The following is an 11,745-nucleotide window of genomic DNA, read 5'->3' as shown; positions in this document are numbered from 1 at the left end:
GAACGCCCTCGTAGTTGCTCGGCCGCGGCGCCCGCGCGGAACGCTCCTGGCCGGCTTCGTGACGCTCGATGACGCGCTTGACGGTCTTGTGCGTGGTGCCGCAGATCTCTGCAGCCGCACGGTAAGTGCCCACCAGCTGGTAGGCGGCAATGATGTCCATCTCTTCCCTCTTGCTCTTCAATGGAGCTCCCTGAGCGGTGACCGGTGACTGGCTAGACACCGCCACCGTCACCGCTCAGGCCTCAAGCTCCGGGTCGACACGACGAGCAGAGGGTGGGGACTACTACATGGCCACCAGTGGGGACCTCACCTGGCCACCAGTGGGGACTTTTCCATGGCCATGGACAGCGCGACGCGCATGCCCCGCCCGGCGACCCCGCCCGGCGACCCCGCCCGGCACCCCACCCGACGCAAGGCCCGGCGACCCCACCCGACGCCCGACCCCGCGCGACACGGCGGACCGAGCCCAGCGGCATACGGCCGACTCTTCCGTCTCGGATGCGAGACGTCGGGTGGCGGCACGCCGCCGACAGTGGGAGTGTGATCTGAGTCACTGCGGCAGGGGAAGCCCGCAGGCCGAGAGTTGCAGGGGGATGCGATGGGGCATCTGCGTGTGTTCACGGTGGTCTCCGCGATGGTGGCGGCTCTCCTCGTGGGGCTGACACCGACGGCCTCGAGCAGTCCGCCGGGCGGTGGTGAGCTCGACTCCTACACAGCCGTCGTCACGCCGAAGCAGCTGAGCGAGCTGGCGCGGCAGGGGCACGACGTCCATGAGGGGCGCGAGACCAAGGGCGCCGCCATCAAGGTCGACCTCATCCTCACGCCGTCCCAGCGGGACCAGCTGCGCAAGCAGGGCATCGACCCGCAGCTGACGCGCGTCAAGGGCGGCAAGACGGTCAAGGAGTTCGCCGCGGCGCAGGCTGCGGGCGGCTTCACGGTGTGGCGTTCGTGGGACGAGCCCGGTGGAATCCGTGACCAGCTCGTCCAGGCCGCGGCGGCCAACCCGCAGGTCGCCAAGCTCGTCAAGATCGGCACGACGGTCCAGGGCCGCGACATCCTCGCCATCAAGCTGACCCAGGGCGCCAACGGCATCGCCGACGGCAGCCGGCCGGCCGTGCTCTACAGCGCCACGCAGCATGCCCGAGAGTGGATCTCCACGGAGATCGACCGGCGGCTGATGAACTGGTACATCGACCGGTGGCGCGCCAACGACCCCGCCGTGCGCAGCCTCCTGCAGAGCACCGAGCTGTGGTTCGTGCCGGTGGCCAACCCCGACGGCTACCAGTACACCTTCGACCACGAGCGCCTGTGGCGGAAGAACCTGCGCGACAACAACGGCGACGGCCAGATCACCACGGGTGACGGGGTCGACCTCAACCGCAACTTCCCCAACCACTGGGCCTACGACGAGGAAGGGTCCTCCTCCGTCGCCTCCAGCGAGACGTACCGCGGCACCGCGCCCGTCTCCGAGCCCGAGACGGCCGCCATGAAGGGCCTGCTCGACCGGATCGGTTTCGCCTTCCAGGTGAACTACCACTCCAACGGCCAATGGCTCCTCTACGCGGAGGGCTGGCAGATCGCGACGCCGACCGCCGACGACCCCATCTACTACGCGATGTCCGGCAACCTCGACGAGCCCGCCATCGAGGACTTCCACCCGGGCCTCAGCTCCGACGTCCTCTACGTGACCAACGGCGAGACGACCGACTACGCGCACGTCGCGACCGGCGCGCTCGCGTGGACCCCGGAGCTGTCGGCCGGGTGCGACGGCTGTGGCTTCGTGTTCCCCGATGACGAGGCCCTCGTCCAGGCGGAGTTCGAGCGCAACCTGCCCTTCGCCCAGTCGGTGGCGCGGTCGGCCCTCGACCCCGACGACCCGGTCTCGGTGCTCGGGATCGAGACCAAGCCGTTCTACCTGCAGAGCGACGACCCGTACAAGCGCGGCAACCCGTTCACCGACCTCACCTTCGCCTACTCCTACGGCGACCCGCAGCCCGTCGCCGTGATCGCCAAGCGCAGCCTCGGCGCGGTCACGGTGAAGTGGCAGGTCAACGGTGGCGCAGTCAAGTCCGCCCCCACCTCCGAATGGGCTGGGGGAGAACGCTACTCGCCGGCCAGCACTCACTACCGCCAGATGCGCGGCATCGTCACCGGCACCTCGTCGGGTGACTCGGTCACGGTGTGGTTCGAAGGTGGCGGCGCGACCAGCCCGTCGTTCACCTACCGGGCCGTCTCGGAGACGGGCAACCGCGTCGTCGTCGTGGCCGCGGAGGACTACACCGGCGCCTCGCCGATCCAGCGGGGGACCGGACCGCACTACCTCGACTACTACCTCAAGGCCCTTGCCGCCAACGGTGTCCAGGCAGACGTCTACGACGTCGACGCCCGGGGCCGCGCCGCGCCCGACCTGCTCGGCGTGCTCAGCCACTACGACGCAGCGATCTGGTACTCCGGCGACGACATCGTCACCCGCACCCGCGGGCGGGGTCCCGGCAACGTGGACCGGCTCGCCCTCGACGAGATGCTCGAGTTCCGGGCCTACCTCAACGAGGGGGGCAAGGTTGCCTACACCAGCGACTTCGCCGGAAACCAGTACACCGGCAACGTCGGCGGCCAGCTCTACGACCCCAAGGGCGAGATCGCCTGTGTGCCGTTGCCCGCAGGCGTCGACGAGCGTCGCTGCCTCCTGCTCGCCGGCTCCGGCGACGGCACCAACGATGTCCTGCAGTACTGGTTCGGTGGCTACGTCGGCGTCGAGGGCGACGGTCTCGACGCGCAGGGTCACACCTTCGCGCTCAACGGGATCGACGACCCGTTCACCGGCCTGACGTGGGGGCTCAACGGGGGCAAGAGCGCCAAGAACCAGGACGACACGATGTCCTACGTCGCGACGAGCGGCATCCTGCCCGTCGAGCGGTTCAAGGAGTTCGAGAGCTGGCCCTCGGCCGTGTGGGACAAGCCGGGCGGGCCCTACGCCCCGCACACCGGGGGACAGTACGCCTACTCGCAGATCGCCGACATCTCCTACAAGCGGCTGACGCGCACGATCACCGTGCCGTCCGGCGGCGCGACCCTGTCCTTCTGGACGTCCTACGACACGGAGCCCGCCTGGGACCACCTCTTCGTCGAGGCGCGAACCGCAGGTCAGGAGGACTGGACCACCCTGCCCGACCTGAACGGCCACACCAGCACGTCGACCGGCGACAGCTGCCCCGAGGGCTGGCGCGACCTGCACCCGCAGCTCGACCACTACCAGACCCGGGACAGCGAGGCCGGCACGTGCACCGCGACGGGCACGACTGGTGCCTGGAACGCCGCGAGCGGCAGCTCCGGCGGTTGGCAGCAGTGGTCGGTCGACCTCTCCGGCTACGCGGGCGGGCAGGCCGAGGTCTCCATCGCCTACGTCAGCGACTGGGCGGTCCAGGGCCTCGGTGTCTTCGTCGACGACATCGTCGTCTCGACGGGGGAGGGCAGCACCTCCTTCGAGTCCGGCTCCGACGGGTGGGTCGCGACCGGCTCACCGCCCGGCAGCGGCGCCAACGCGAACGACTGGATCGTCACCGACGCCTCGGGCTTCCCCGTCGGCGCCGTGATCTCCACGCCCGACACGCTGCTCATGGGCTTCGGACTCGAGGGGGTGACCGGCCCCGACGGCCGCGCGGCGGTCATGGGCCGAGTGCTCGACCACCTGCTCCACTGAGCCGGGCGTACGCTGGGGGGACCGACCGAGGGGGGACATGAGCGGCTGGGACGGCCTGGTCCAGATCTTCAACCCGAACCAGCGGCACTTCGCCGAGGAGCGCGACCGCAAGCGCATCGAGGCGCAGATCCCCGGCTCGGAGGGAGACCCCAACAGGTCCTGGGTCGACCTCGACGGCGGAGTCGTCCACCTCGCGCTGCCGCCCGACCGGGACGACGCCGACGAAGAAACCTGAGCCGTATGCCGCTGGGCTCGCTCCCCACGGACGCCACCGTCCGCGCGGGGCGAGCTGAGCGGCATACGACCTCCTCCCGCCCCGTGCGTGGGGACCGCCACGCTTGTCGGCCGCTGTCGATGACCGCTGTGCGGGTCATCTTTGGTTAGCCTGCAGGAATGACCGACGCCCCACGGCCCGACCCTGCCCTGCCGGCCGAGTCGACCTCCGGGGATCCACGCGCCGACCGCGTCGCGACCGCGGTCAAGGCCTGGCAGCGATCGCTCGTCGACCTCGGTGGCCGCAACACGCTGCTGTGGTACCGCGACCTGCCCTCCGGCACCCTCGACCTCACCACCGCCCACCCCGGCGGAGTCTCCATGCTCCTCGCCGGCCGCCGGACCCGCCTGTCCGACCTCATGCGCGAGCCGGCCGCCCTCGCCGAGGCACGGCGACGCGCTCGCGCCATCCGCGCCAAGGCGCAGGAGCTGAAGGAGGAGCGGGGCATCGCCGCCGGCTTCCTCGCGATCGGCATGGCGACGTGGACCGTGCCGCGGGCGCCCCGCCCACCCGCGGCGCCGGTGCTGCTCTGGCCACTCGAGCTGCGCCCCACCGGCCCCGCCCAGGATGACTTCGACATCCGGCTCGGCCCGGAGGTCGAGTTCAACCCGGTCCTCATCGAGTACCTGCGCTCCGAGCAGAGCCTCGAGGTCGACGGGGAGGCGCTCGCCGACCTCGCCACCCGCGGCGACACGTTCGACCCGTATCCCGTCTTCGCCGCCCTCCAGGAGAAGTGCGCGGACGTGCCGGACCTCGCCATCGCGCCGCGCCTCGTCATCGGCACCTTCTCCTACGCCAAGCTGCCGATGGTCGCCGACCTGGCCCTCCAGGGATCGGCCCTCGCCGACCACGACGTCGTCGCCGCGCTCGCCGGTGACGAGTCGGCCCTCGCAGCAGTGCGGCTGCGGGTTCCCGGGTCCGACCCCGAGCCCGACCCCGAGCACGAGCACCTCGTCCTGGATGCCGACTCGTCGCAGCACGCCGCGATCGACGCCGTCCGCGCCGGCGCCCACCTCGTCATCAAGGGACCGCCCGGCACCGGCAAGTCCCAGACCATCGCCAACCTCATCGCCGCGCTCGCCGCCGAGGGCAAGTCGACCCTCTTCGTCGCCGAGAAGCGCGCCGCCATCGACGCCGTCCTCGGCCGGCTCGACCGGCTCGGGCTGAGCGATCTGGTGCTCGACGCCTACGACGGGATGACCAACCGCCGCGCCGCGGCACAGCAGTTCGCCCGCACCCTCGACTGGGCCCTCCGCGAGGAGAGCGACACGCCCGGACTGGACGTGTCGGGCCCGGGCGCCGGGCGGGGCGCACCCGAGATCCCCGTATCGGTCCTGCGCGACCGCCGCTCCCGGCTCGTGGCGCACCTGCAGGCGATGCACGCGGTCCGGGAACCCTGGGGCGTGTCCGTCCACCAGGTGCAGGAGGCGCTGGCCGAGCTGGCGACGCGGCAACCGTCACCCACCTCGAGGGTGCGGCTCTCCGGGCCCACCCTCGCTCGTCTGAACCGCGACCGGATCCGCGACCTGGCCGGTCGCCTCCGCGACGCAGCGGGCCTGGGCGCCTGGTCCCAGGACGGCGACGACCCGTGGTTCGGTGCCCGCCTGCTCACCCCGGACGAGGCGGCCAGGGCGCTCGACATCACCACCCGCTACAGCACGACCGAGCTCGAGGAGGCGGCGGGGCAGCTCAACGCGATTCTCGGCGAGTCCCACGTGCCGGCCGCAGCCTCTCTGGCGGACTGGCAGTCGGCGCTCGAGACGATGTCAGCGGTCCGACACACGCTGGAGGTCTTCCGTCCCGAGGTCTTCGACCTCCCGCTCGACGAGCACATCGCCGCGACGGCGAGCCGCGAGTGGCGCGACGAGCGTGCGATCGACATGGGCTGGCTGACCCGGTGGAAGGTGCGTCAGCAGGCCAAACGCCTCCTGCGGCCCGGCCGGCCACCCCAGGACCTGCACCGTGAGCTCGTCTCCGCCCGGGAGCAGCGGCAGCAGTGGTTCGCCCTCGTCGGCGGCGGTGGCCGGCCGACGATCTCGCCGCGGCTCGACGAGGCGCTCGCTGTCCAGAGCCGGCTCCTCGAGGACCTCCACTGGCTCGAGGAGCGGTTGCCCGCCGGTGCGGGTGGCTCTTCTGGGGGCGCTGCGGGCGGCACTCCTGGTGGCCCTGCGGGCGGCACTCCTGGTGGCGCCGGCGCTGGGCAGCTGACGACCCTGTCGCTCGCCGACCTCCGAGACCGGTTGGCGGCCCTGGCTGCCCGCCCGGACCGAGTCGCCGTCCTCCCGCACGTGACGAAGGTTCTCGACGACCTGCGGGAGGCCGGGCTCGGGCCCCTCATCGACGAGTTCGCCCGCCGCGGTGTCGCCCCCGCGGCGGTGCCGGGTGAGGTCGACCTCGTCTGGTGGGCGTCCCTGGCCCAGGAGATCAGCCTGCGCGATCCCGCCTACGGCGCGCACGACGGCGCAGGGCTGCGCCGCATCGCCGAGGAGTTCGCCGCCGCAGACCGTTCTCACCTGGCCGCCACCGTGCCGCGGGTCCGCGAGGCCGTGGCCCGCAACATCCGGGAGGTGCTCGGCGACAATCCGGCGCAGGAGGCGCTCGTCCGCGCCGAGGCCGGTCGGGCCCGCCGCCACAAGCCGCTCCGTGACCTCATGCCTGCAGCCTCGACGGCGCTCACGGCGATCAAGCCCTGCTGGGCGATGAGCCCCCTCGTCGTCGCCTCGACCCTGCCGCCCGGCCGCTGGTTCGACGTCGTCATCTTCGACGAGGCGTCGCAGGTGCAGCCCGCGCAGGCGATCTCGGCCGTCTCGCGCGGCAGGCAGGTCGTGGTCGCCGGTGACGAGCGGCAGCTGCCCCCGACGAACTTCTTCACCGTGGTGTCCGACGACGAGGGGTCGTCGAAGGCCGAGGAGGAGGTGCTGACCGAAGGCTTCGAGTCGGTCCTCGACGTGCTCGCCGCAGCACTCCCGACCCGGAGGCTGACGTGGCACTACCGCAGCCGGGACGAACGCCTCATCGCCTTCTCCAACGCGGCTGTCTATGACGGCGGTCTGACGACCTTCCCCGGGACCGCGGTCGAGTCCGCTCTCACCTTCGAGCCGGTGGCGGGCCACGCCGTGGTCCAGCCGGGGGAGCAGACCATCGAGTCCACGTCCGCCGAGGTCGAACGAGTCGTCAGCCTCGTGCTGGACCATGCCCGGCGGCGGCCGCGCGAGTCACTCGGCGTGATCGCCCTCGGCATCAAGCACGCCACCCGCCTCGACGAGGCCATCACCGCAGCGCTGCGCGACGCCCCCGACGCCGCCCCCTTCTTCGACCCCGACCGGAACGAGCACTTCTTCGTCAAGAACCTCGAACGGGTCCAGGGCGACGAGCGCGACGCCATCATCCTGTCGATCGGCTACGGCAAGACGCCCCACGGCCGGGTGCTCCACCGGTTCGGGCCCCTGAACATCGAGGGCGGTGAACGCCGGCTCAACGTCGCCATCACGCGCGCCCGCAGCCGGATGACCGTGGTCTCCTCCCTGGCTGCGTCCGACCTCGACCCCGCCCGCCTCAAGGCGCGCGGCGCCCTGATGCTGCGTGACTTCCTTGCCTACGCAGAGTCCAAGGGCACCTCGTTGCCGAGCAGCGCTGCCGCCGCACGCGAGCCGGCCCGGGACGCCCTGCGCGCGGACCTGGCCGCGCGACTTCGCCGGGAGGGGCTCGTGGTCCACGAGGACTACGGCTCGGCCGACCAGCGCATCGACCTCGCGATCGAGGACCCCTACCACCGGGGCCGGGTCCTCGTCGCCGTCGAGACGGACGGTCCCCGCTACGCCGCCCTGCGCAGCACCCGCGACCGGGACCGGCTCCGGCCCGAGCAGCTGTCCCGTCTCGGCTGGCTGCACCTTCGGGTCTGGACGACGGACCTGTTCCGGGACCCGGCGCGGGAGATCTCGCGGATCGTCCGCGCCGCTCGTGACGACCGTGCGCCCACGCCGAGCCACGAGACCGTGCCGGCCCCGGCCCGGAACGGCTCCGCTGCACCCGCGGTCCGTGCCTCTGACACGGCGACCCCTTCGGGTCCAGCTGAGGCTGAGGAGGCGTCGCCGGTGTCGGACGTGTCCGCGGCCGACGAGGGGCCTGGTCGCCGACGCCGACGTCGGGTCTTCCGCAAGGGCACCGCTGAGTCGGCGAGCGACGACGCGTACGGCCCGACCACCGATGACACGGACCGGGGCTGGGGCGAGGCCGTCGAGGTCACCGCCCGCGACCAGTGGCTCCAGGACCAACGCCCCCCGCACTACGAGTAACCCCACCCATCGAGAGAGCAGTTCGCGACACCCCCACCCATCGAGAGAGCACTTCGCGACACCCCCACCCATCGAGAGAGCACTTCGCGACAGGTCCTCGTGTCGCGAACTGCTCTCTCGATCGGGGCGGATGATGGAATGCGGGCGGAAAATGGTGTGTTCTGGTGGGCATGAACGCCACCTCGACGCCCTTCACCCTGCGTTACGCATGGGCCCGAGGCCTCTTTGAGAGCGGGGACCACCTCGCAGCGGCCTCGGCTTTCGCCGAGCTCGTCGCCGAGGCCGAAGCGGCGGCGGCAGACGAGGAGCAGCCGGTCCTGCACTCCACGACCGACCTGCGAACCTTCCTCGCCCGTGCGTATTTCCACTCGGCCCAGTTCCGACGGGCCGAGGAGGTCCTGCGCGCCCTCATCGAGGAGTCGCCGACGGACGGCTACGCCCATCTTCTGCTCGGGAGGACCCTTCAGCGCGCCGGGCGGCACGCCGAAGCCGCGCGGCCGCTCGCACTGGCCGAGATCCTCGGCGACTACGAGCGTCCCAAGGCGTACGGTGGCCCTGACGAGTGACCCGAAGCGGGCTCGCTGACGAGAGCCCGCCGACGAAGCCCGCCGACGAGAGCCTGCTGACGAGAGCTGGCGGTGCGGCTCTCGGAACGCAGAGAGGGTGGGAGCGCCGCTCCCACCCTCTCTGTCTGCTTCAGGCCAGCCGCAGTCGGGGAGTCATCCCCGGCAACGGGTCAGCGAACGCGCAACGCGTCGCGGATCTCGGTGAGCAGGATGACCTCCTCCGAGGGAGCCTCGGGCTCGGGCTCCTCCCCGCGCTTGCGTCGCTCGGCCAGCCGGTTCATCGGCACGACCACCAGCAGGTAGACCGCGAACGCCACGATGATGAAGGCGATCAGCTGGGTCAGGAAGCCACCGACGGACACCCCGCCCGGGTTCCACTCAGAGAAGTCGGGCGTCCCGCCCACCTTGCCGATGAGGTCCATGATGATGACGACGAATGCCTCGACGACCTTGGCGAACGCCGTGCCGATGACGACGGCGACCGCGAGGTCGACGACGTTGCCACGCATCAGGAAATCCTTGAAGCCCTTGATCATGGGCCATCCCTCCAGTACTTCGGAAACCTCCGGATGGAGGCCTGTCGTGTCGTCAACCTAGCGAGGACTGGGCGGTGGTGGCGCCTGACGGGGCCGTGCGATTGCCGATTTGCCGGAATTTCATCTGCACGTCGCGCCACCGGCCGGTGATCAGCGGTCTGGCCGCAGCGCGAGGACGAAGCTCTCGCCGCCACTGAGTCCGCCCAGATGCGTGGCCAGCAGCCCGGCCTCGGCAGGGGAGACGGCCACCGTGATCCCGGGGTCGAGGCCGTCGTCCCACGGCATCGGTGCCCTCATCGCACCCGTCCCACCCGCGTCCTCCCCGTCCGCTCCCGCTGCCGGCGACGCCTGGCCGCCGGTGCCGAGGACGGCCAGCACCTGGGCCCGGGACACCACCTGTTCGCCGGAGCCGGTCGCATAGACGTCCACGTGGCTGCCCTGCTCGACTCCGGTCAGGGCGACCGCCATGACCGGCACGGTCATGGCCACCCGATCGTCCGAGCGGCCCCCGAGCAGGCCGGCCCCGGCGAGACGCTCGGTCGTGACGACACCCTTGACCTCGATCGGACCCGCCGCCCGGCGACCCACCACCGTGACCGGGTCTGCGGCCGCTGAGTCGGGCCGGTCCTCCGGACGGCGGGGCTCGACGCTGACATCGGCCGGGGAGATCAGGGCACCGGCCGCGACCGGTCGGATCGCCACCACCGTCGGCACACCGACGTCAGCGCGTCCTGCCGGGCCGACCATGGGCAGGGCCACAGCGACCGCCAGACCGACGAGCCCCGCGGCGAGCCAGCGGCGGGCCCGCGCCCGCCGCGATCGCTGGAGACGCGAACCGGGTCTGGCGCGGCGCAGGCCGGCACCCGCGCCCGACGATGACGGCCGCTCCGGCCGCTGCGGGCGGAGCGACGGGAGCCACCCCATCAGGGAAGGGTGAAGGGCAGCTCGATCCCATCGAGGCTGCGGCGGCAGGCACAGGTCGCGGACTCGTCGTCCTCGTGGGCCGGAAGCTGCCCGATGGCGTCGCGCAGGAGCCCCTTGAGGCTCTCGACGTTCTGCCCGAAGACACGCATCACCTCCTCGTGGGTGACGGACTCGCCCCCGTCCACCCCGGCGTCGAGGTCGGTGACCATGGCGATCGTCGTGAAGCAGAGCGCCAGCTCCCGGGCGATCGCCGCCTCCGGCATGGTCGTCATCCCGACGATGTCCCAACCGAGCTGCTGGTGCATCAGCGACTCTGCGCGCGAGGAGAAGCGCGGCCCGTTGACCACCACCAGGGTGCCCCCGGAGACGACCTCGAGCGCAGACACGCGGGCCGCGTCGACCGCGACCTGACGGCCGTTGGGACAGTAGGGGTCGGCGAAGCCCACGTGGACGACCTCGCCCTCTGCCTCGTAGACGGTCTGCGGCCGGCCCCAGGTCCGGTCGACCACCTGGTCGGGGACGACGATGGTGCCGGGCCCGTACTCCGGGCGGAGGGAGCCGACCGCACACGGGGAGAGCACCTGGCGGACGCCGACAGAGCGCAGGGCCCAGAGGTTGGCGCGGTAGTTGATGCGGTGCGGCGCGAAGCGGTGGTCGGTCCCGTGCCGCGCCAGGAAGGCCACCGAGCGACCCTCGACCTCGCCGACCACGAGTGGGTCACTGGGTCTGCCGAACGGTGTGTCGACCTGCACGGTCTCGTAGTCGTCGAGGAAGTCGTAGAGCCCTGAGCCCCCGATGACGCCGATCTCGGCGGTGATGTCTGACGGCGTGACAACGGTCGGTGAGGTCATGCCGGAAGCCTAGAGCCGCGCCCCATCGGGGCGGCGCGCCGATGCTCGGCTGGGGACAGGGGCGGCCGGCTCCCGGGGGATGTGGACGAGGTCCCCCCAGCCCGCTGGGTCGATGTGATCGATCGACGCAGAGACCGATCGATCACATCGATCGAACCCCGCTCGAGCGTGGGGTCAGGTGGCGGTGGAGGTCGTGCCGGAGGACGCCGCGGACGAGGAGCTCCCCGATGACCCGGAGGTCGAGGTGGGGGACGAGCTCGCGGCGGAGCCGGACGAGGACTCGGACGACGAGCCGGACCCTTCCGAGCCGCCCGACCCGCCGGGGCCGCCCGACCCGCCGGACCCGCCGGACCCGGTCGAGCCCTCTGACGGCGCCCCCTTCGAGTCCCCGGCCTTGGCACCGGACTTCCCAGCACCTGCCCGCGAGTCGGTCTTGTAGAAGCCGGAGCCCTTGAAGGCGATCCCGACCGGGTGGATCACCTTGCGGAGCCGGCCGTGGGGGCACTCGGGACAGTCGGTGAGCGGGTCGTCGGTGAACGACTGCCGAATGTCGAAGGAGTGACCGCACTCGGTGCAGGCGTAGGTGTAGGTGGGCACGG

At 71.6% G+C, this 11,745-nt stretch carries 8 protein-coding genes and 1 pseudogene; 4 read left to right on the top strand and 5 right to left on the bottom strand.

From position 1 onward, the window contains the following. Window positions 1–181, bottom strand: a pseudogene (locus ABWV20_RS11005) (IS21 family transposase); the annotation flags it as partial. A gap of 417 nt (window positions 182–598) precedes the next feature. Here ABWV20_RS11005 and ABWV20_RS11000 point away from each other — a divergent pair. The 4 genes from ABWV20_RS11000 to ABWV20_RS10985 all read left to right on the top strand — a co-directional run bounded on the left by ABWV20_RS11000 (window position 599) and on the right by ABWV20_RS10985 (window position 8,835). Then, window positions 599–3,700, top strand: coding sequence for a M14 family metallopeptidase (locus ABWV20_RS11000; protein ID WP_353355195.1), 3,102 nt, complete (start codon window positions 599–601; stop codon window positions 3,698–3,700). A gap of 37 nt (window positions 3,701–3,737) precedes the next feature. After that, the gene (locus tag ABWV20_RS10995) at window positions 3,738–3,935 is read left to right on the top strand and encodes a DUF6191 domain-containing protein (protein ID WP_353355194.1); all 198 of its coding nucleotides are present in this window, start codon (window positions 3,738–3,740) and stop codon (window positions 3,933–3,935) included. Window positions 3,936–4,093: 158 nt separating this feature from the next. Next, window positions 4,094–8,269: a PDDEXK-like endonuclease domain-containing protein gene (locus ABWV20_RS10990; RefSeq protein ID WP_353355193.1), complete on the top strand. Its 4,176-nt coding sequence runs from the start codon at window positions 4,094–4,096 to the stop codon at window positions 8,267–8,269. A gap of 170 nt (window positions 8,270–8,439) precedes the next feature. Continuing rightward, window positions 8,440–8,835 (top strand): tetratricopeptide repeat protein, encoded by a 396-nt coding sequence (locus ABWV20_RS10985; protein ID WP_353355192.1) that lies wholly within the window; start codon window positions 8,440–8,442, stop codon window positions 8,833–8,835. Between the two features lie 170 nt (window positions 8,836–9,005). Here the strand turns inward: ABWV20_RS10985 and mscL are convergent, their stop codons facing one another. The 4 genes from mscL to ABWV20_RS10965 form a co-directional block, all read right to left on the bottom strand. Beyond that, window positions 9,006–9,371, bottom strand: coding sequence for a large conductance mechanosensitive channel protein MscL (gene mscL, locus ABWV20_RS10980; protein WP_353355191.1), 366 nt, complete (start codon window positions 9,369–9,371; stop codon window positions 9,006–9,008). Window positions 9,372–9,521: 150 nt separating this feature from the next. Beyond that, window positions 9,522–10,295: an SAF domain-containing protein gene (locus ABWV20_RS10975; protein WP_353355190.1), complete on the bottom strand. Its 774-nt coding sequence runs from the start codon at window positions 10,293–10,295 to the stop codon at window positions 9,522–9,524. Then, complete coding sequence (locus tag ABWV20_RS10970) at window positions 10,295–11,146, bottom strand: S-methyl-5'-thioadenosine phosphorylase (RefSeq protein WP_353355189.1); 852 nt, start codon at window positions 11,144–11,146, stop codon at window positions 10,295–10,297. The genes ABWV20_RS10975 and ABWV20_RS10970 overlap by 1 nt, the downstream gene beginning before the upstream one ends. 174 nt (window positions 11,147–11,320) lie before the next feature. After that, entirely contained in the window at window positions 11,321–11,743 is a 423-nt protein-coding gene (locus ABWV20_RS10965; RefSeq protein ID WP_353355188.1) for an FmdB family zinc ribbon protein, read from the bottom strand. Window positions 11,744–11,745: the final 2 nt, after the last annotated feature.

This window comes from Intrasporangium sp. DVR (assembly GCF_040365325.1).
Classification (GTDB): Bacteria; Actinomycetota; Actinomycetes; order Actinomycetales; family Dermatophilaceae; genus Intrasporangium.
Note: the sequence above shows the minus strand (reverse complement) of the source record. Positions and strands in the feature narration are given on the sequence as shown.

Excerpts from the sequence above, each read along its gene's own strand:
- ABWV20_RS11000 (WP_353355195.1), top strand. The coding sequence starts at position 599 with ATGGGGCATCTGCGTGTGTTCACGGTGGTCTCCGCGATGGTGGCGGCT.
- ABWV20_RS10995 (WP_353355194.1), top strand. The coding sequence starts at position 3,738 with ATGAGCGGCTGGGACGGCCTGGTCCAGATCTTCAACCCGAACCAGCGG.
- ABWV20_RS10990 (WP_353355193.1), top strand. The coding sequence starts at position 4,094 with ATGACCGACGCCCCACGGCCCGACCCTGCCCTGCCGGCCGAGTCGACC.
- ABWV20_RS10985 (WP_353355192.1), top strand. The coding sequence starts at position 8,440 with ATGAACGCCACCTCGACGCCCTTCACCCTGCGTTACGCATGGGCCCGA.
- mscL (WP_353355191.1), bottom strand. The coding sequence starts at position 9,371 with ATGATCAAGGGCTTCAAGGATTTCCTGATGCGTGGCAACGTCGTCGAC.
- ABWV20_RS10975 (WP_353355190.1), bottom strand. The coding sequence starts at position 10,295 with ATGGGGTGGCTCCCGTCGCTCCGCCCGCAGCGGCCGGAGCGGCCGTCA.
- ABWV20_RS10970 (WP_353355189.1), bottom strand. The coding sequence starts at position 11,146 with ATGACCTCACCGACCGTTGTCACGCCGTCAGACATCACCGCCGAGATC.